Here is a 21,509-nt window from a genome sequence, read left to right as displayed (position 1 = left end):
GTTATATTGCTTTTCTCAGTTTTTTATAAAAAGCTTCTTCCAGATCGGCAATGTGAAGCATTGATTTTGATAATTGGTTATAAATATCGCTTTTGGAGTTCCTGTTTTTGTACACTCTTGCAATATCCACCGCAAAATCTCTCCAAAGATCACCGATCGCCGTGATTTCTTTGGAAAGTTCTCGTAATTCGTCATTTTTAAGAATAACAGAGGCTTCCTGCAAAAATGCACCATAAATAAATCTGAATCCGCCACCACCGGTTCCGATTTCTTCCTGCATTCTGATCAGTTGTCCCAGATAATGATTGGTGGTTTTTGTTCCTTTTTTGGCTGCCCATTTCGGGATGCTTTTTGCTACCCATCTCATTGCTTTTACCCCAATGATCGGAACGGGAGCCAACATATTTTTACAGGTATCTTTAATTCCTTTTTTGATGGCTTCTTCCAGATTTACGTGTTCAGGGATATAGGTAGGGTAGTACATGTGACCTTTCGGCGGAAGTGCGCCTTTTGCATATCTTACTTTTTCCAGTTCGGCTTCGGTAAGAGTTGTTGTATAATCCATTACGGGATCACTGATCAGAAATTTCCCATCTTCTTTTCCGTAAACCACCAAATTGTGGGCATTGAAATGGAATTTATATTCTTCAGGAAAATAGGTTAAATTGAAAACACCAACCTGTAAACCAGTCGGAACATTATTTTCCAGATTTCTTTCTAAAGCTTTTTGAGCTTCTGCAGGATTGGAAAATTTTTCTCTTTTAATTTTAATTCCCAGTCTTTTTGCGGCTTTGCTGAAAATGGCTCCCGGCATCGGACGATAGCTGAAACCCGGTGCAAAATTAACTTTCAGGAAAGGTAAATACACAAAAAATAATCCGGAACCGATTCCGAAGATCATAGGCTCGCTGAGCTTCAGTCCTTTATTCAATAATAAATTGGAGGCAACACCGTTTTCGCAATGTGCAGTCTGGTGATGTTCAAAATTAAGTTCCATTCGTCTCTTCTCTTTTTATCGCGGGAAATAATGTATGTTTCATACTGTAGAGATTCTTCCTTTATCAGAATGACAAGCTGAGTAGCTCTCTACTTAAAACGAATTATTTAACCCTTGAAGTTTTTTAGTTCATCCACCGAAATACCGAAAGCATCGGCATATTTTTTCAGTACAGAATCGCTTAGTGTTTTAAATATTTTTGGTTTTCCGTGTCTTTTCACGCGCCACTGCCACATTCCTACATACGCTGCGAGAACCTGCAGATCCATTTTATTCAGCTCCATGAAATAGACAATCGGGCTTGCTGTATTGTTGGCAACATTTTGTCTTGCTTCTTCAATTCTTTCATTAATTAAAGCCAAAGATTCGTCCAAAGCTGCTTTTTTGGCTTCCCAGTAAGTGCTGTTTGCGGTCGTGTAGTTGTTGTTTTCATCTGTAACATACAAAACCTCAGTCATATTCGCTGACTTTAAGTTGCTTTCGTCTTGTGGAAGGTCTTGTTTTTTCATCTGAAATTAATATTGAAAGATGGTTTGAATGAGTTCGCTAAGATAATAAAAATGTGCAACATCGTATTATTGTGTTTTCGGATGTTTTTAAGAAGGATGTCAGGTTTTTTCTTTTGAAAAATAGTACCCAAAATGGTTATTTCCGAGTGTTGTTTTTGAATTTACATTTGTTATGATCTTTAAATAAAATTAATAACCATAAATTCTTTTGATCATGATTAAAAATTATTTCCAAAGAGAAATCGAGATTTCAGGAACACAGTCAAGAGGAGCTGCGAATTCCTCCAAAGAAGTATCAAAAATACAAAGCTGGCTTAACCTTTATGCTTTTTTAAATTCTTCAAAGGGAACTTCAACCGGGATTGATGGTGACTTCGGACCGGCTACAGAAAAAGCGGTGAGGAATTACCAAAAAGCAAACGGACTTCCTGAAGATGGTATTGTAACCCAAGAGCTTTTCCGGAGAATGGCAGATCCTATGATTAAAGCTTTTACCCAGCGTGTTGCGGGAACGGGATTAAGGGAATTGATGGTGAATGCCGCAAAACAGCACCTGATTGCCGGAGCAAGAGAGCTTACCATAAAAGGGGAAGGAAACAGAGGACCATGGGTGAGAGCTTATATGGATGGCAGTGAAGGAAGAGATCAGCTTTGGTGTATGGGATTTGTGCAGACCGTTCTAGATCAGGCAATAAGTCAGATAGGAGGCAATTTTACCAATATTGTAAAAAGAAGCTTCAGTTGCGATACGGTGGCTGGAGAAGCACAGCGCAGAGGCAATTTTATTGGCTATACTTTGGTGAGGAGTCATGAATACCATGTTCAGCCGGGCGATATTTTTCTTTTGCAGAGCAGTGCAAACAGCCGAGACTGGACTCATACAGGGATTGTTATTGAAAGCAGCGGAGATGTTTTTGAAACCATTGAAGGAAATACTAATGCAGACGGAAGTGAAAACGGCTATGGTGTATTGCGGAGAACCAGAAATTTTATGAAATCTAAACTGGATATCATCAGAATTGATTAATGAAAAGAGGGATTAAAACAAAGAAGCTGATCTTTTGGAACAGCTTCTTTGTTTATTTATGATTTCACTTCCTGAATGAATAAATTAATTTCACTTCTTATGAGCAGTTCTTCGTTATGAAAAGTCTCACAAAAAATATGACAGATGTTTTCAAACTGCGAAATCAATGAGGCTTTTGAGATAATTTTGTCGCCGACTTTGGGCAAGGTAAATATCTCAATTTTCTTGATGTTGGTAATGAAGCCTATAACTTTTGTTTCTGCTTCCGGATTTTCAAAAAAGCTCTGTCCTAAAATTGAGGAGCAGGTTTGTGCTGCATTTTCAATTAGTCCTGCTTCAACGAATTCGTTATGGTGAACAAAAATGTTGTCTTCTTTTATTTCGAAGGAAGTAATTACTTTTTCTTTAGTCAATTCCAAAATATAGTCCGTCATTAACATCGGTTCGCGATGCGGGAGAAAGTTGTGGATATTGATGATGTTTTCTTCCTTGATTTCCATTATATTATCTATTTGTTTCTGAATTTATTTTTTATCGCAAAAAGCGCAAATTTTAATTCAAATATTTAATAATTTACATGACAACAGTTTTCATCTGAGATTTTGCAATAACCTCACCGTTCAGTTTCGTTACGATATCTACTAAAGTTACGCCCATCATTTCATTGATGATAGAAACTTTTGAAGTTAATGTATCGCCCAATTTTGGTAATGCTGTAGCTTCAAAGGTTTTAATGGCACCAATATAACCTGTCGGAGCTTCTTTTCCCAGCAGATAAAATTGATAGCCTGTGTGCAAAGCAACACTTTGCGCCTGATGCTCGATCATTCCCGAAGCCTGAAAAATTCCGTTCTGAACAAAAATATTGTCTTCTTTAATTTCAAAACCTGAAATCAGGTGGCTTTCGGAATATTCTGAAATGCTGTTCACCATGACGAAAGGAAATCGCTGAGGAATTAAGCTTTCTACAAAGTTCTGATCGGATGTCGGTAGTCTGTTTTCCATTAGCAAACCGTTAACAAAGCACAGGAATAAGCAAATCTTCCGCTTTCAGGAACACAAAGAAGTACTTTTTCTCCTTTTTTCAGCTTTCCGGAATTCATTATTTCTTCCAAAGCTACAAAAATAGAACCTGCACCGATGTTTCCGATATCTGAAAGGTTGTAGAACCATTTTTCCCAAGGGAAATCCAAACCTACGTTGGCAAATTCTTCTTTAAGACCTTCTTTGAAGTATCCTGAAGAAATATGTGCCAAAACATGATCAACGGTTTCCGGATCAAGCTGATGTTTGTCGAAAGATGATCTTAAGCTTTCGGCACCTTTTACCAGAATATATTTATCTAAAATTTTTGTGTCCTGTTTTAATGCAAAAATAGACTGTTTCAGCCATTCGTCAGACGGATAATCTGCCCATGATTTCAGGCTTCCGTCTTCCTGCTTTTCGCATCCTGCGTACATACAGGCTTCGATCTCGTGTGCGTAAGAATAGAAATCAATCCATTCTACTTTAAGATTCGTAGCATTTTCTCTTGGTTTGTTTTCAAGTAAAAAAGCGCCTGCTCCGTCGGAAAGCATCCATCTTAAAAATTCTCTTTTGAAAGCAATGATGGGTCTTTCTTCCAGCAAAACCAGATTTTCTGCTTCGTGGTTGAATTTATCCGCCGTCATCCATGCAGACATTCTCTCGGAACCGGCGCAGACTGCCTGATCCTGAACTCCTGCTTTTACAGAAAGAAATCCGTAATTCAGGGCATTCATTCCCGAGTTACAAAGTCCTGTTGCGGTATTTATTTCAATAGATTTCCCAATGTTCAGTTCACCGTGCACCATGGATGCGTGAGAAGGCTGGATCTGATCCGGAGAAGTAGTTCCCACAGACAATAGTTTCATGTCTTCTTTTTTGAAGTTTTCATCAAAAAGTCCTTCAATGGCTTTTGCCGTAATCTGGGCATTGGTATGTGTAGGATTTCCTTCTTTATCTAACGCGTAGTATCTTGTCGTAATTTTGTTATTTCTTAAAATAAGAGCTTTCGCTTTAGATTTTGCACCGTTTATATAACCAAGATACGTTTCCATTTCATCATTAGAAACCGGCTCATTGGGTAGGTATTTTGATGCTTTTGTTATAAATACGTCGTACATTCTATTTTAAATTAATTCCTTGTAAATATTCTCTTTGTTTCTTTCTTTTAAACCAGAAAACAGGTGTTGTTAATAAGTGTAAAACCAATACGATAGGTGAAATGATCCATATCGCAGCCATCAAATATACCTTAAAGAATTTAATAAGCAATGGTCGTTTTTCTTTTTTCTTCATGATGAGGTTTGACCAGATGGTGAAAATTTTGTTTCCCACTTTCTCTACCCTTACCAGAAAAGCGCGGATTTCCACCGCTCCGTTTCTCACCAGATCAGGCTGTAAAGTATCAAGATCATTATTGCTGAAATGTTTTTCAATAATTTCCCCGTATTTTACAGAGCCTTTTATTTCTTCCTCCGAAACTCCGGCGGCAGGAAGAATTCCCGATTTTTCTTTTTTTCCGGTAGTCAGCCAGCGAAGAATCGTAAGAACACTGGTGTAATTGTCGTGTCGGTCTACCAAGGCGATATTTCCTACCAATTTGGCGTTTAAGTTCTTTAAATATACCTTCAGTTTTTCCTGAGAATACATCCACATATTTCTTGTCGCCGAAACGGTAACAACCGGAGTGTCTTTCAGGATGTTTTCCGCAAAACCACTTTTCAGGAATGAAATGATCGGGATGGAGGGTGTTAAATACCAAACCTGATAACCAAAGATAATCAAATCAAACTTTTTGTTAACCACTTCTTCCGGCGGCGGCAGAATTTCACTCGGGATCTGAAGATAAGATTCCGGAAAGGTATTGAAGAATACATCATTCGGCCACGGAAAAGGGAAGTCTTTTTTCAGCGTAATGTTGTAATACGTTACACGGTACTCTTCCTTTTTGGCTTCAAAAGGGCGGGCAATATTTTTTACAATATCGGTAAGCTGTCCGGTTTGTGAATAATATATAACGAGTATATCTTTTTGCATGGGTTCTCCTTATTCATTTACAAAAATATGCTTTTCATATTTATTTTTCAGAACGAAATACTTTTAAAGCTTCTGAACTGAATTTCAGTGTATAATTATTATTTTCCGGTAACGTATTTTCCACATTCATAAAAATGATGGTTTCAGGAAGATTTTCCATTCGGTCTGCTTTGAAGTTTTTATCCGAAACCAGAAGAACGTCTATCTTTTTATCAATTTCCGTACTGTTTTTTAGGTATTTAATTTTCCTTCTTTTTACCAAATAAATCTGTTCGGCGATTTGTCTTTTTTCTTCATTTTTCATTAAGCTGAAGATTCTTCGGCTCGCCTGCTGAAGCGTGAGTAAAACATCTTTCTGCCCGAAATCATCTGCAATGTGCAGAATATTGGCATCTTTAGGAATATGTTTATTCAGCTCAAAATAAACCGATTTGTTTTTGTTAAAATCTTCTTTTACTTCCTGTACAACTTCGTTATCTTTATACAGATAGCTCAGGAAGAGTTTTTTCTTAAAATAATTTTCATCCTCCAGCTCACTTCGAAACTTCGCAAACTGTTCCCTGAAAAAAGCATTGATCTTTTTCGTTCTTTCGGAATAGTTTTTCCCGAAGCGTTCATCATTTTTATCAATTCTGTCGCCCACTTTTACGGTAATTGAACCGTCATAGATAATAAAGTCTCCTTTCGGCTGTACTTCAGAATTTCCGTGAATGTAAACCGGAACCACATCCAGTCCGAATTCTTCTGCGATATAAAAAGCTCCTTTGTGAAATCTTTTGATATCGTTGGTATAAGACCGTTCTGCTTCCGGAAAAACAACCAGAGAATAACCCTGATCTACTTTTTCTCTCAGCTTTTCCATTCCGTTTTCAATACCCTGAGAAACGGGATAAAATCCTAATGCTCTCACAATCTTTCCGAAAACAGGAGAATTGTACACCCAGTCGTTTACCAGATAAATAATCTTATGCGTCGTCATTGCCAAAGCCAGAGTATCCAGAAACGAAGTATGATTGGCTATAATGACTGCGGGTCTGCTGAAATCTTCATTCGGGTTTTTAATGAGCTTTTTCTTTACAAATGGATTCGTGTAGAGGACAGAAGTTAAAAACTTCGCTAAAATTAATTTAATAAAGTTTAATGTTTTGCCTTTTGATCGCTTTACAAAGATGCTTCCGATGGCAGAAAAAAGCAATCCGCCTAATCCGTAATACAGAAAAGACAATACTGCATTGAAAAATAACCTGAAGGTAACCGGAGAAAGTCCTTTTTTAGCCCTGTTCGTAATCAGCAAACGGAACCAGAACGGATATAAGGTTGAGGTGATGATGATTACGGAGAACATCCCGATTAAAGCCACCAAAGCTAATGAATGTAGAGCAGGATGTTTGGCGAAAATTAATGAACCGATGGATAAAATGGTCGTGAAAACCGCCAGAATAATGGATGTTCTGTAGGTAGGAAGCTCGTTTTTTCCGGTAGTGTGCTCTTTCTGCATTGCCTGTGTAAGGAAAATGCTGAAATCGTCTCCGACTCCGAAAACCAAAGTACAGACAACGGTGCTGAAAATGTTCAGTTCCAGACCTAAAAAGTAAAGAATTCCCGCTGTAACCACTCCCGTTAAAACAATCGGAAACATCGTGAGAACCGTTAATTCAAAATTACGGAAGAACACAATGATGGTTAAAATAATCGCTAAAAGGGAATAATTGATTAACGTGTTAAAATCATTTTTCAGCAAGCCCAAAAAGTTTTCGTTCATCTGTTGACGGTCGATTGCCAAAGCATCATGCTTTTTTTCAACGTCTTTAATGAATGCATCTCTTTTCTTTTCATCTACTTTTACAACATTGGAAACTGTGTAAAATCCGTTTTCCTGGCTCAGAAATTCAGAAATCTGGAGTGCTTTTACCTTTTCGTAGTCTTTTAAAGTTAACGTAGAGTAGCTTTTATTTAAATTTTCATTGAACTGATCGAAAGCAGAACTGTTAAATCCGAATTGATTTCCGTTTTTAATTAATTCAGAAACTGTCTGATTTTTTTTATTTTCGTCCCAGAATTTTTTCCAGTTTTCAATTCTTTGCTGCTGATCTTTTTCAGAAAGAACCACATTCCCGAGAGAATTGTAGCTTAAAATTTTTCCTTCTTTTTTTTCTTTTTCTAAAAACTGGCTCAGCTCAGAATTTCTGGTTAAAGCCTGTTCTTCGGAATCGCCGTAAGAAATCGTGTAGATGGATTTTGACGTAATATCGGATAACTTCTGAAGTTTTGCTTCGCTTATTTTTAAATCTTTCGGAATATAATTCAGATCGCCGATGTCTTCATTAAAACCTACTTTCCTGAATCCGAAAAGACACGCAATAATAATAACCGAACAGATAATAATTAAAGGTTTGTTTTTCTCATACGGATACGAACCGATTTTATCGATAAAGTTTGTATTGACTGCTTTTTCTTTTTTCTTCGGATGATACAGTTGCGGAATGATAATTAAAGCCGTAACGGAAGATAAAATAACCGTTATTGCGGCGAAAAGTCCCAGATCTTTCAACGCTTCCGAACGTACAAAAACAAGGCATAAAAAAGAAACCGCCGTTGTTGCGCTGCTTAAAATAATAGGCTGCGTAATTTCTTTGTAAAGCTCTTCAATATTGTTGTTGTGTTTGTAATGCGTCAGAATATGAAGGGCGTAATCAATGGTGATTCCTATCAATATGGCTCCCACGCTCAGAGAAATTGCTGAAATTTTATCTTTAACGAAGTATAAAATCAAAAGAGCGAGTAAAACCGAGAAAACCGTGGGAAGAAATACAATAATCGGCGTAAAAACATTCCTGAAATAATAGATAAGAATCAGAAGAAGCACAGTCATTGAAATAATAACCGTATTCTGAATATCTTTTTTGATCTGTTGTGCATTCGCAACCGCAATGACAGGCGAACCAAAATAGCTGATTTCTGTTTTTCCTTTAAATTTTGTGTTGAGGTTTTCTTTGATGGTATTTAACTGATTAACAAATGCTTCGTTGTTTTTGGTGTCGTTGCTTTTGTTTTTGGGATCAATGAAAAGCAGCAGGTTTTTCCCGTCTTTGGTAACGATGTAATTGTCTTCCAGCTTAAAATCTTTGCTGATGTTTAAAGCGTTGAGTTTTTTAATTCCCAGAAAAGTAATTCCGAGCGGATCTTTTTTAATGAATTCTTTGGTAACGAGGCTCGTGGGCGAAACCAGAGAAACGTAGTTGTTTTCAACCTGTTTGGCAATGCTGTCTTTCTGGAGTTTTCTCTCAATTTCTTTGTAATCGTTTTCATTGAGGAATAAAGGGAGATTCTGATTGACGAAATCAAAGGTTTCCGAAATTTCATTATCATTTACTTTCCCCTGAACCGAACCGATGAATTTTTGCAGAGGCTCAATTTCATGTAAAAAAGAATCTGCAGTCTCCGAAAGCTGAAAATTTTCTTCTTTGGATCTGTTTTCGATAATCACGATGATCTTGTCTGAAAAATTAAGCTGTTTCAGAACTTTTGCGGTAAGATCGGATTTTTCGTTTTTTGGAATGATCTGATTAATGTCTTCCTCAAAATTGATTCTTGAAGCGAAAAACAGACACAAAACGGCGATTCCGACCGCAAAAAATACGGACAAAAGTTTGTTTTTAGAGATCAGATAGTATAAAAATATGAAAAAACGATGCATTACATTATAAAAATCGGGTTTGCAAATTTAAATTTTTCAGAGGGAGTTCAAAATGTTTTATCAATAAGTTTTATCTGAAAATCAATAAAATATTTACACAAAATGAAAAAAAAATATACTTTTGCAAAAGTTCCCAATTGATGAAGCTTGTTTTAAAACAAAAATTGACTAAGTCTTAAACTTAGGTTTTGATATGTTTAAACTATTTGATGAAAAAATAAACGGATTTTTATTTATTATAATCTTTCCTTTCCTCCTCTTCTTCATGTCCTATTATGGATTTGAGACTTCTTACGTTGTAGGAATTAAATCCTGGGAAAAAGCGCCGGATTTTATGTTTTCGTCGGTCTATGCATATCGAGTAATCCCGAATTACCTGAGTGTTCATGTAACGGAGATAATGACTTTTGTGGTGAATAACTATCTTCCTTTTGCAAAAAGTTTTCTTTTGAAGCAGGGTTCGCTGTTTTATCACAGTACTTTTTTAATCAACGTTTTCTTTTTTCTGCTCACTTCACTTGTTCTGCATAAAATTTTAGAACTGAAACCGGTAGAAATTCTTTCCAACGAAAAAGTAAGGAGAATGGTTCATCTTATTGCGGTGTTTTTTATCGTCATTCTTCAGTATGTTCCCACCAATTGCGACTGTATTGCTTTGTTTTTCTATGTTTTAGGGATGTTTTTAACACTAAAATATTTACAGCATAAAAAACCTACGGATTTATTGGGATTAAGCATCGTTATATTTATTTCGACTTTTGTGCGGGAAACCGCCTGTCTTAATATCGCTTTCTTTGCAGCGGTTTTTATTGATCCTGAAAATCTGAAGAACAGAAAGTTCGCTTTCGTAAAAGAAACTTCTTTGCTGGTGATTGCGTTTATTCTTCCTTATATTGCTTTGAGGCTGGTTATTCCGCAGAAAGCTTCTTTTGTGGAGGGAATTTATTTAATTAAAAATTTTACAAGTCCTTATAATCTTGCAGGACTTTTGTTCGGAATTTTAGGCGTTTATTTCAGTTATGGTTTTTCTGATGAGACCGGAAAGATGATGATGAAAAAATATTTGTTTTTTGCGCTGCCGTATCTTTTAATGATTACTTTAGTGGGGCTTTTCTGGGAAGCCAGATTGTTTATGCCTTTGCTGATTACGGGAATCGTGACGGCTTCTTATCAGTTTAAAAATAGTTTACCGGAAAGATGAGTTTACTGCATCCATATTACATCATTGCAATTGTCTATATGCTGATTTTCAGTTATCAGGAAGTTTTTCATGGTAAAGTTGAAAAAAAATGGCTTTGGTTCTTGGGGATCTATCTCATGATTATTGCAGGACTTCGGGATCAGGTCGGTCCGGATTACGGAAGTTACCGTGGAATTTACGTGTATTCCGATACCAAAGATTACATCTCGCTCATTATGAAAGGTTTGGGGATGAAGGGACCTCAACCGATCGAAGTAGAGTGGCTGTATGTACTCATCAATAAAATTTTACTGAATATTTTTAACGCGCCGTTTTATATTCTCACCTTGGTTATAGCCATTCTCGCAATTTATTTCAAAGTAGAATATACAGAGGATAATACATTTTATCCTTTTACTTTTATGCTTTTTATGTTTATTCCCGGGTTTTTTATCGGGGAAAGCGGACAGATCAGGCAGAATCTGGCTTCGTTTATCGCTTATTTCGGAATGAGATATATTAAAGAAAGGAAGCTGATTGCTTATCTTCTTTGTATTTATCTTGCAGCGGGAGTACATACGGTTTGTTATATCCTAATACCGATGTACTGGTTGGTAAGAATACCGCTGAACAGATTTGTAATGCTGTTTATGATTATTACCTCTGTTTTCCTGTCTCCGTTTGAAGTGTATCGTGTCTTTGGGGATTTTATGACGAGTATTGCTTCAGACAGTACCGTTTCCATAGGTTTTAACGGTTATGTAGATGAAACGGTGGAAAGGCTTAACGGAGCGATCGGTATTCCTGAAGTGATGATGGCGATTCTTACCTTTTTCCTTTTTGTTTTTGATGAAAAGATGAAAGAAAAATTTCCTTATTACGAATACCATCGTGCTTACGTTGTAATCGGGGTTTGTTTTTATTTCATTTTCAGGGATAATCCTATCTTCTCTTCGCGTCTTGCAGGGGTATTCATTGGGTTTGCCTACATTATTATTCCCAATTCAATGTATGTGGTTTCAGGAGGCACAAAAAAGATGATCTATTCTTTTATCATCGCCCTTACTGTTTTCAACTTTGTTGTATTCTCTAGCTTTAAAAATATCGTAAACGGAAGATTTACATGGGATTTGTATAAGAATCATATTTTACCGTAGAAAAGCTTAAAAATGCTATCAATATACTGGGGCAATGCTGAAAAGCGTTGTCTTTTTTATTTCAATTATCTGTCAAATTATCAGAATGTTAAAAATTAATTCAACTTACAATTTATTATGAAAAAATTAGAGAAAAAAATGTATTTTCGCAGAACCTGAGTTTGAAAATGAGATATTAGCATCTATAATTCCGAATTGTAGATTATTCTTATATTAATTCCTTTTATTGTGGGGTTATTTATAAAATAAATTGATTTTTTTTAACAAGGGTTTAAATGTTGTATTGTGTTTGCAACAGCATAAAGTCAAAGGATATGAAAAAATCATTTACAAATCTCGCGGCACTTTTAGGTTGCCTGCTTGCGCATGAAATCGATGCCAGACAAAGCTTTAAGATAAATAAATCTGATGATTGGACAATATCAGAAAAAGCATATTCCACATATTCAGATTCATTAGTGAAATCTTTGCATAAAGATGATCTTCTTATTAACAATAACGGAAAGCTATTTGTTCCGGACTGGAAGAAAGCGCCCAACAGTTATATTTTTGATCCCAGCCAAAACAGCAACGGTATTTATATCCCGGTAAAAAAAGCCTATGCAATGTGGGGAGAGGATAAATTACTGGGCGGAAAACCAATTCCTTCCGGTAAGATAACAGCCGATGTTCTTTGGGAAGATGTTCATGGGTTAATAAAATCAGATCCTGCCTACAGGCTCGAAATAATAGATTCCGGTGAAAATGCCAAAATTAAAGTTCCGGTAAATAAATCTAAAAAAGGAAATGCGGTAATTGCTTTCAGGGTAGACGGAGAAATCTACTGGTCGTGGCACGTTTGGGTTACAGATGATCCTTCGAACGGATCTGCCTACAAAAGTTATCCCAATGTGAAAAGACAAAAAGCAGACGGAACCATCGAAACCATTCCCGATGAAGAATGGGGCTGGATGGATAGAAATCTCGGTGCAGTAAGCAGTTCTATAACGGCAAACGACTGGAACAGAAACGGAGGACTGCTGTATCAGTGGGGAAGAAAAGATCCCATTCCGCCATTGGTTTACAGGGGGAATGATTTCTATGAAGTTTCAGGATCAATAGGAAGGATAAGACACCGCGGCGCAAAAAACTTCTCCGGAGCAGCAAATTTTGATAATTTAAGAAAATTTGTCCTGCTGTCTAATGCTACGGTCTCCAATAATCTGAAGCTTTCGGTAAAAAATCCTTTAAGTTTAATCTATGTAAATAAAGACGATAACACAGGGATTGCATACTATAACAACAATGCGAATCTGATGGTTAACTGGTTTGGTAAAATGCCGGGGTTGAATGACAGTCAGCTCCCGGAGCTCAATCTCTGGTCGGATAACTCTCAGGGAAAAGTTACTTCAGGATATAATGCAGAAGCAGCAGCACAGCCTTACCGAAACAAATCTTCCTATGATCCTTGTCCGAATGGATGGCGAGTACCATCAGCATTAGTTGCCAATCTGGCTTCTCCTACTTATGTTGATGATATTCGGGTGGATTTTTCTCCGTTTGGCGTAAGAACGAATATGCCTAAAAATGTTTTTGAAAGTAATAATTACCATAAAATAAAGCCTACGGATTCGGGAACGCCAAGTTTTATGACCAATTTTAAGCTGTATCCTAATTTCGGTTTTGATCTTTCGAATGCAGGAGGTTTAAATATGGGAATTTTTCCCGGTACAGGAGCTATTGTTCTGAATGCGCACCAAGGACAGTTTACAGATCAGCATCAGACCACCTTATGGACGGCAACTATGGCAAGACATTTTGATACAACGCCGTCTGTTGGAGCGAGAACGTTATTTTTAATTCCGGATAAAATGCAGCCGGATATTCCGGATTCCGGTTATCCTGATGTGAAGGGGAGATACTGGTATTTTCCGCTTGCCGGAAATTCTACAACGGATGCCGCAGGTTGCAGATGTATAAAAGATCCTTTATATGTCGTAAACGAATATGATTTCCCTACAGAATATATCGTTCCTGAAACTGAATATCGGGAAGGAATCAACAATCCGAATACGTATCAGGTCGTAAAAAATACTTCAGCTTTTACCGTGGAGATTCCTGTAAGCAAGGCATTTTCTGTACAAAGTCAGCTTCTGAACAATAAAGAGATTTTAAATTCAGTTAATTTTAATAACCTTAAAGCCAATATTCTTTGGACCACCAACACAGGTTTGGTGAACAGTGTCTCCGTTGTTAATCCTTCACCTGTTTCTCTGGGAGCAATTTCTTCCTCCAAAATTGCAGTTACCATTAATCCTAACCAAAGCGGAAATGCGGTCGTTACTTTACATAACGGAAGCATCACAAATCCGGTATACTGGTCATGGCACATTTGGGTAACAGACACGGCGGTAGGTTCTTATAATTATACAACCGAACTGCCTGTAACTTCAGTGACGAACTACGTAAATTATGTTCCGAAAGCAGATAACGTATTTCAGACGGAATTCATGGACAGAAATCTTGGCGCGACCGATGCCTTTCCTGTTGTAGCGAATCCGTTAACGCCAACTGCAGCAGAACTGGCAAAAATTAAAGCTTCCACAGGACTGCATTATCAGTGGGGAAGAAAAGATCCGTTGCCGATCTTCCAGTATGCAGACGACAGAACGTCTCATCCTGTTTATCTTGGAAATACCTCAAACGGAGTTTTAACCTACACAACACTTTCAGCGGCTTCCTACAACGATCTCGCCGGAAATTACATTGTACCTTACAACACCTACACCAATCCGGCAAATGCTAATGTTTCGGCTGCGGATAAAATTTCAGATAAAGTATCAAAAGTATTGTCGTATTCTGTTAAAAACCCATTGGTTTATATGATTCCGAGTGCGTTTGCGCCGTATAATTCATCAAATCCTTTGTACACCAACGGAACCGACTGGCTTGCCAATGAGCCGAATCTTGCACCTGAACGATGGGGAAGAGGAGGCAAAAAATCACCGTTTGATCCTTGTCCGGAAGGATGGAGAATTCCTGATCTTACCGGAGTCATGATATCAACAGGGCAGGATTTCGGGTTTACGCCTTGGTATAAAAAAGATAAGAATGCAGCCACTTCATACAGCATCATTACAGATTATCTGGGACAGAGAGTACGAAGAAGTGCTTCCGCGAGTTATACCATCGGATATATGTTTAACGATTCGTCTTACAAAACCGGGAATTATCCTAATTCCGGATCGCGTGGTTTCAGAAGTGTAACGGCAAACCAAACGGCAGCAGGAACTTATAATTTCATCAATTATCAGTATCCCGGAGTGTGGACTGCTGCTCTGAATTCAAATTATATCGGAAGACCGGTTAATATTTTATTTGATGCCGCTTCTACCGCCAACCGGATGATTGCTTTTCATGATAACAACGATCCGTATTTCGGGATGAGCTGCCGTTGTGTAAAAATTAAGTATGATGCCGAAGGAAATGAAGAAGGGGTAATTCCTAAGCTTCAGATCACTTCTTTACCGGCTTCAAAGCCTTCTGCTCTTTTAAGTAAGAATGATGTTCAGGCAATCAAGGAAGATAAAATTTCACTCTTTCCGAATCCTGTAAAAGAGGAACTGTACATCAAAACACCGGATAACCGAGAAGGATATTATTATCAGATTTACAATATGTCCGGACAACTGGTAAAATCCGGAAAATTTGAAAACGGGAAAACCAATCTCTCGTCATTGATTACCGGAACCTATTTGCTGAGAATCAACAATTCAAAAGAAATTGTAAAAATCATTAAGGAATAATTGATATAAAATAGCAACCTTAAGAGAAATAAAACCGTAATTAAGTTAAAATCATTATTTTTGAGTCTTAAATAATGAAAACAAACTGAAAGCTGTTTTGTTTCTCTTTTTTTTGTTCCAAATTTTTCAAAACACATTATGAGGCTAGAAAAAGTCGTATCGAATTTCAATATTAAAATTGGTATCTATTTTTTAATTGCCGTTACGGCTGTTTATACGCTTGTATTCACCTACTATTACAATCTTAAGGACGACGGATATATTCTTGGAGACTGGCTCATCAATTATCAGGATGGAGGTTTTAAAAGAAGAGGATTGTCCGGAAGCTTTTTCTTTCTTTTGCAGGATCTTACTGGATTGCGGTTAAATTATCTGGTCTATTTCGTACAGTTTTTAATTATTTCCGGATTTTTCTGGCTGTATACCAAACTCATCCGGTATAAAGCCACCGATTTGCTTTATTTTTCACTTTTACTGTCTTCCATTGGTTTTGTGGGACTTTTAAATACGGTAACCTATGTCGGAAAAAAAGAATTTATCGTTTTTCTTTTATTTACATGGTTTGCCTATTTGCTAGACAACGGCAAACTATCGAAGAACAAAGAATATTTTTTCTGTATTGCACTTTTCGTAACGACCTTTCTGCACGAAGTTGTTTTGTTTTACGTCCCGTACTTTGCGATCGCTTTATATCTGAAAACAGGAAAATTTGAATTTAAAAGATATCTCAAATATTTTCTCTCCGTTGGAATTCCCACACTTTTAATCCTGGCTTTTGGTAAAAATGTAAACGAAGGAAGATCTCTTCAGATTCTTTGTGAAAGAGGAGTTCATCCCACCTACGGAATTTTTTACTGGAACATTAATGAAAGAGATTACATCAGACAGCACAGCAGTGAATATATTCTCTATTTTTTAAGTTTAGCGATAAGTATTTTTCATATCGGTTATTATTTAAAATTTCTAAACAACCGAAAGATTTTATCTATATTATTAATCGGAGCCTTTTTGTTTTCATTTCCCCTGTTTTATCTCGCCATCGATTGGGGAAGATGGATGTATATTCACATGATGTTGATCATTGTCCTTTTCGCTTTGCTGTTAAGGAAAGAACGCAGCATTTACGCATTCGAACCCATTGTGATCAGCCGTAAATTTTACATCACGCTTTTCATTATTATTTTCTCATTATTATATAGAGTAGAGATGTCCGGAAAGGGCTTTACTTTCGAAGGAATTATCTACAGAGTCTTCGTTGCGCCGCTTGAATTATTAAATAAAATGTAATTCAAAAAAACTATCTAATAAAAAAACTTTACTTTTGCAAAAATTTCTGGAATGTCGAAAAATTTAGTAATCGTTGAGTCACCGGCAAAAGCAAAAACTATTCAAAAGTATTTAGGTAAGGATTTCGAGGTAAAATCAAGCTTCGGACACATCCGGGATTTGCCTAAAAAAGGAATGGGGATTGATCTGTCGACCTTCAGTCCGGATTACGAAGTTTCTGCCGACAAAAAGAAATTGGTAACCGAACTTAAAGCTGCCGTGAAAAAAGCCGAAATGGTTTGGCTGGCTTCCGATGAAGACCGTGAAGGAGAAGCAATCGCATGGCATTTGGCAGAAGAACTGAAACTGAAGCCCGAAAACAGAAAAAGAATTGTTTTCCATGAGATTACTAAAAATGCTATTCTGAAATCTATTGAAAATCCCAGAGATATTGATCAGAATCTCGTAAACGCTCAACAGGCAAGAAGAGTTCTCGACAGGATCGTAGGTTTTGAAATGTCTCCGGTTCTCTGGAAAAAAGTAAAACCGGGATTATCTGCGGGAAGAGTACAGTCCGTTGCCGTAAGATTAATTGTAGAAAGAGAAAAAGAAATCCGTGAGTTTGTGCCGAAAGCAAGTTTCAAACTGGACGGAATCTTTTTAAATAAAACAAAGCAGGAAATTTCTGCGAAGCTGAAAAAAGATTTTGATAAAGAAGAAGAGGCTGAAAAATTCCTTGAACAGGCAAAAACCACCGAGTTTAAAGTTTTAAATGTTGAAACAAAACCCGGAACACGTTCTGCTTCTGCACCTTTTACCACTTCTACATTACAGCAGGAAGCTTCTTCAAGATTAGGATATAATGTAACCAACACCATGCGTCTTGCACAGAGACTATACGAAGAAGGATACATTACCTATATGAGAACCGACTCGGTAAACCTTTCTCAGGAAGCGATTGAAGGCGCAAAAAAACAAATTATCTCAGAATACGGAGCGGAATATTCTGCACCGAGAAATTATACCACAAAATCGGCTTCTGCACAGGAAGCTCACGAGGCGATCCGTCCTACAGATTTCGCTGTGAAAACAGTGGGAGATGCCCAGTTGAACAGATTATACCAGTTAATCTACAGGAGAACACTTGCTTCTCAGATGGCAAATGCTAAAATTGAGAAAACGGTAATTGAAATCGGGAACGCAAAACTTCCGCAGCATTTCGAAGCACAGGGTGAAGTCATTATTTTCGACGGTTTCCTGAAGGCTTACGGAATTGTAAAAGCAGAGGAGGATGACGAAGAAAACAACGAAAAATTGCTTCCGAAAGTAACCGTAGGAGAAATTTTAGACTATAAAAAAATAACCGCAACCGAAAAATCCACAAGACCGAGCGCAAGATATACCGAAGCAGGTCTGGTAAAAAAACTGGAAGAATTGGGAATCGGTCGTCCATCGACGTATGCACCGACCATTCAGACCATCCAGAACCGTGAATATGTGGATAAAAGAGAGATTGAACCGCAAACAAGAGAGGTGGTGAAAATTTCTTTGGCAAATGATACCATTAAAAAAGAAGTCCTCGACGAAAAATTCGGAGGAGATAAAAATAAATTCGTTCCAACCGATACAGGTGAAGTGGTAAGTAATTTCTTGACGGATAACTTTAAAGAAATCTTAGATTACGGCTTTACGGCAAGAGTAGAAGAAAGTTTCGACGAAATTGCAAACGGTGACCAGAAATGGAAAGAGATGATGACGGATTTCTACTCGAAATTCCATCCGAGAATTGAAGATGTGGAAGAAAATGCAGACCGTGCAACCGGAGACCGACTTCTGGGAGTAGATCCGAAAACAGGGAAAAATGTTCACGCAAGAATCGGAAGATTCGGGGCAATGATCCAGATCGGGGAAACAGACGATGAAGAAAAGCCGGTTTTCGCTTCGTTAATGGCAGGACAGAATATCGCAACCATTACTTTTGAAGAAGCACTGGAACTGTTCAAGCTTCCATTTGATTTAAGTGAAGTAGACGGACAGCCCGTTTCTGTGGGAGTAGGAAGATTCGGACCTTATGTGAAGTGGGGCGAGACGTTCATCAGCATTCCTAAAGGAGAAGATCCGCTTTCTGTAGATCAGAAACGTGCAGAAGAGATCATCAACGAAAAGAAAATCGCAGATGCGCCGATTGCCACTTACAAAGGTGAACCGGTAACGAAAGGAAGCGGAAGATTCGGACCATTCATCAAGTACAAAGATATTTTTGTGAACGTTCCGAAGCGATACGATTTTGAAAACCTTTCTCAAAGCGACATCAATGAATTAATTGATGCCAAACTCGAAAAAGAAGCGAACCGATACATCCAGCAATGGGAAAAAGAAAAGATCTCCATTGAAAACGGAAGATGGGGACCTTTCATTAAATTTGGAAAAGCGATGTTCAAGATTCCGAAAAAAGCGGATGATACCAAATATGAAGGAGAGGAGTTAAAAGAAATTTCTCTTGATGAGGTTAAAAAATGGATTACCGATCAGGATCCGAAAGCTTTTGCAGAGAAAAAGAAACCTGCGGCAAAGAAAGCTACAACCGCTAAAAAGACCACCACTACAAAAAAGGCAACTACAACGAAAAAGCCTGCCGCAAAAAAGTAGATGATTGTAAAAAATAGAAAAGCACAGATTTGGGTCTGTGCTTTTTGCTTTCATATGAATTCATTTTTAAATTAAAACCAGAATTCTTTCTCTTTTAATCGGATGCAGGTTTATTTATCAAATGATTTCATAAATTTGATAAAACAAGTACATAAAAAAACACAAAGTATGTATCAGCAGATTATAAATTATTTTGAACGCGTTGCCGCTTTAAATGAAACCGAAAAAGATCTTCTTAAAGACCTGTTTGTCCATAAAAGCTATAAAAGAAAAGAATTGCTGCTGCGTGAAGGAGAAATATGCAGCAAGTTCTGTTTTATTTTAAAAGGCTGTATGCGGATGTATATGGTGGATGAAAAAGGAACCACTCATATTCTTCAGTTCGCTGCTGAGAACTGGATTATTGTTGATGCATTGAGCTTCAGAGAGCGCACTGCTTCAAACCTCAGTATTGATACACTGGAAGCTTCCGAAGTTCTGTACATTACTCCGGAAAACTTAAAGTTGTTATATGAAAAAGCTCCGATATTCAATTATATTATTCGTGAGCTGCTGGAAAAACATTTAACGACCATTCAAAGAAGGCTTCTGCAATACATGAGTTCTACCGGTGAAGAAAGATATCTGGCTTTCCTGAAAACGTATGCCCAGTTTGCCAACAGGCTTCCGCAAACCCAGATTGCGGCTTATTTGGGCATTACTCCGGAGCATTTAAGTAAAATACGCAAAGATATTACCAAACCCAGACATTTTATTTCTTAAGATACATTAAGGGTAAGAGGCACCGTGCCGTTCTACATTTGCATTATCAATTAAATAAATGAAAATGCAGAATATAGTAATTGTCTCAGGACACCCCAACTTAGAAACATCTCATGCGAATAAAGCCGTTTTAGAAAATATTTTAAAACTCTTTTCGGATGCGGAAATCAGTCGGTTAGATCTTCTTTATCCCGATTTTCATATCGATGTAAAATCCGAGCAGGAAAAACTGGTTAATGCGGATCTCATTATCTGGCAGTTTCCGCTTCACTGGTATTCTTTTCCGGCTCTGATGAAAAAGTATATTGATGATGTATATACTTTTGGTTTTGCACATGGTGCAGGCGGAGATCAGCTGAAAGGCAAAAAACTGATCCTTTCATTTACGACAGGTGCTTCCGAAGATCTGTATGATTATGGCAAAGCGATGAATTATCCGGTTGATGATTTTCTGCCTCCGCTTATTCAGACTGCCAAACTTTGCCAGATGGAAATTCAGGAGCCTGTTTATTCTACGGGAATGCAGTATATCCCCGGTGTTTACCCGATCGAAACTTTAGAAATGGTAAAAGCGAAAGCAAAAGACCATGCCAACAGATTAGCTACCGTAGTGAGTGAGGGGTTACTGATTAAGAAAGACTAAAAAACAGATTTCATTCATAGAAATTACATTGATATAACAAACTGAAAAATAAATTCAAACAAAACAAAAAGATGAATACATTATTAAAACCCGTTCTTTGCGTTGTTACAAGCAACGATGTAAAAGGATCCACAGGTATTCCGACAGGATTTTGGTTAAGCGAATTAACGCACGTTTTAGACCAGCTTGAAAAAACGGGTTTACAGTATGAGCTGGCTTCTGTAAAAGGGGGAGAACCTCCCATTGATAAAGACAGCCTGGATATGTCTGATGCTGTAAATGAGCATTATTTTAACGATGAAAAATTTCAGCAGAAATTAAAGAATACCATTAAGATCGATGATGCAGATGCTTCCAGATATTCCGCAATATTTTTTGCAGGCGGTCATGGTACCATGTGGGATTTTGCAGACAGCGAAGGCATACAGAGAGTTACGAAAGAAATTTATGAAAACGGAGGCGTTGTTTCTGCGGTTTGCCACGGTCCTGCAGCATTAGTGAATGTTACATTAAGCGACAATACTTATCTGGTAGACGGTAAAAAATTAGCTGCTTTTACCAATGACGAAGAAGCGGAAGTTCAGGCTACGGATATTGTTCCTTTTCTTCTGGAAACCGCTTTGGCAGATCATGGAGCATTGCATCACGCGGCATCCAACTGGGCAAAAAACGTAATTGCAGATGGACGTCTTATTACAGGACAAAATCCGGCTTCCGCGGGAGGGGTAGGAGAAGAGCTGGCAAAACAGCTTACGAATAGCAACAAATAAAATTCAA

16 protein-coding genes are annotated in these 21,509 nt (G+C 37.5%); 9 read left to right on the top strand and 7 right to left on the bottom strand.

Going from position 1 to position 21,509, the window contains the following annotated elements:
* Position 1 precedes the first annotated feature (1 nt).
* On the bottom strand, positions 2-997 hold the full coding sequence (locus PFY09_RS11240) for a BtrH N-terminal domain-containing protein (RefSeq protein WP_271159755.1): 996 nt from the start codon (positions 995-997) through the stop codon (positions 2-4).
* Between the two features lie 107 nt (positions 998-1,104).
* Entirely contained in the window at positions 1,105-1,506 is a 402-nt protein-coding gene (locus PFY09_RS11235; protein ID WP_271159754.1) for a hypothetical protein, read from the bottom strand.
* A gap of 214 nt (positions 1,507-1,720) precedes the next feature.
* On the opposite strand from PFY09_RS11235, the gene PFY09_RS11230 reads away from it, so the two are divergent.
* On the top strand, positions 1,721-2,533 hold the full coding sequence (locus PFY09_RS11230; RefSeq protein ID WP_271159753.1) for a peptidoglycan-binding protein: 813 nt from the start codon (positions 1,721-1,723) through the stop codon (positions 2,531-2,533).
* Positions 2,534-2,589: 56 nt separating this feature from the next.
* Here the strand turns inward: PFY09_RS11230 and PFY09_RS11225 are convergent, their stop codons facing one another.
* From PFY09_RS11225 to PFY09_RS11205, 5 genes are all read right to left on the bottom strand, one after another.
* A complete protein-coding gene (locus PFY09_RS11225) occupies positions 2,590-3,033 on the bottom strand; it encodes an ABC transporter permease (RefSeq protein ID WP_268055377.1) in 444 nt (147 codons plus the stop codon).
* Between the two features lie 73 nt (positions 3,034-3,106).
* Positions 3,107-3,538, bottom strand: a complete 432-nt coding sequence (locus PFY09_RS11220) for a hypothetical protein (protein ID WP_256040190.1) — start codon at positions 3,536-3,538, stop codon at positions 3,107-3,109.
* Positions 3,538-4,677 carry a beta-ketoacyl-ACP synthase III gene (locus tag PFY09_RS11215; protein WP_076396318.1) on the bottom strand — a complete coding sequence of 380 codons (1,140 nt, stop codon included), beginning with the start codon at positions 4,675-4,677 and terminating at the stop codon, positions 3,538-3,540. The genes PFY09_RS11220 and PFY09_RS11215 overlap by 1 nt, the downstream gene beginning before the upstream one ends.
* Position 4,678: 1 nt before the next feature.
* The gene (locus PFY09_RS11210) at positions 4,679-5,593 is read right to left on the bottom strand and encodes a dialkylrecorsinol condensing enzyme DarA (protein ID WP_271159752.1); all 915 of its coding nucleotides are present in this window, start codon (positions 5,591-5,593) and stop codon (positions 4,679-4,681) included.
* Between the two features lie 40 nt (positions 5,594-5,633).
* The gene (locus tag PFY09_RS11205) at positions 5,634-9,239 is read right to left on the bottom strand and encodes an MMPL family transporter (RefSeq protein ID WP_271159751.1); all 3,606 of its coding nucleotides are present in this window, start codon (positions 9,237-9,239) and stop codon (positions 5,634-5,636) included.
* 244 nt (positions 9,240-9,483) lie between these two features.
* Here PFY09_RS11205 and PFY09_RS11200 point away from each other — a divergent pair, with 244 nt between their 5' ends.
* The 8 genes from PFY09_RS11200 (at position 9,484) to PFY09_RS11165 (ending at position 21,502) form a co-directional block, all read left to right on the top strand.
* Positions 9,484-10,491, top strand: a complete 1,008-nt coding sequence (locus PFY09_RS11200) for a hypothetical protein (protein WP_271159750.1) — start codon at positions 9,484-9,486, stop codon at positions 10,489-10,491.
* Positions 10,488-11,627 carry an EpsG family protein gene (locus PFY09_RS11195; RefSeq protein ID WP_271159749.1) on the top strand — a complete coding sequence of 380 codons (1,140 nt, stop codon included), beginning with the start codon at positions 10,488-10,490 and terminating at the stop codon, positions 11,625-11,627. The genes PFY09_RS11200 and PFY09_RS11195 overlap by 4 nt, the downstream gene beginning before the upstream one ends.
* A 314-nt stretch (positions 11,628-11,941) precedes the next feature.
* Complete coding sequence (locus PFY09_RS11190) at positions 11,942-15,412, top strand: T9SS type A sorting domain-containing protein (protein WP_271159748.1); 3,471 nt, start codon at positions 11,942-11,944, stop codon at positions 15,410-15,412.
* Positions 15,413-15,550: 138 nt separating this feature from the next.
* On the top strand, positions 15,551-16,699 hold the full coding sequence (locus PFY09_RS11185) for a hypothetical protein (protein WP_271159747.1): 1,149 nt from the start codon (positions 15,551-15,553) through the stop codon (positions 16,697-16,699).
* Between the two features lie 51 nt (positions 16,700-16,750).
* A complete protein-coding gene (gene topA / locus PFY09_RS11180) occupies positions 16,751-19,327 on the top strand; it encodes a type I DNA topoisomerase (RefSeq protein ID WP_271159746.1) in 2,577 nt (858 codons plus the stop codon).
* 168 nt (positions 19,328-19,495) lie between these two features.
* Complete coding sequence (locus PFY09_RS11175) at positions 19,496-20,089, top strand: Crp/Fnr family transcriptional regulator (protein WP_271159745.1); 594 nt, start codon at positions 19,496-19,498, stop codon at positions 20,087-20,089.
* Positions 20,090-20,153: 64 nt separating this feature from the next.
* Positions 20,154-20,732: an NAD(P)H-dependent oxidoreductase gene (locus tag PFY09_RS11170; protein WP_271159744.1), complete on the top strand. Its 579-nt coding sequence runs from the start codon at positions 20,154-20,156 to the stop codon at positions 20,730-20,732.
* A gap of 71 nt (positions 20,733-20,803) precedes the next feature.
* Positions 20,804-21,502 carry a type 1 glutamine amidotransferase domain-containing protein gene (locus PFY09_RS11165; protein WP_271159743.1) on the top strand — a complete coding sequence of 233 codons (699 nt, stop codon included), beginning with the start codon at positions 20,804-20,806 and terminating at the stop codon, positions 21,500-21,502.
* Positions 21,503-21,509 lie beyond the last annotated feature (7 nt).

Source organism: Chryseobacterium gambrini, assembly GCF_027920505.1.
GTDB lineage: Bacteria > Bacteroidota > Bacteroidia > Flavobacteriales > Weeksellaceae > Chryseobacterium > Chryseobacterium gambrini.
The sequence above is the reverse complement of the archived record's forward strand: the minus strand, read 5'-3'. Positions and strand labels throughout refer to the sequence as shown.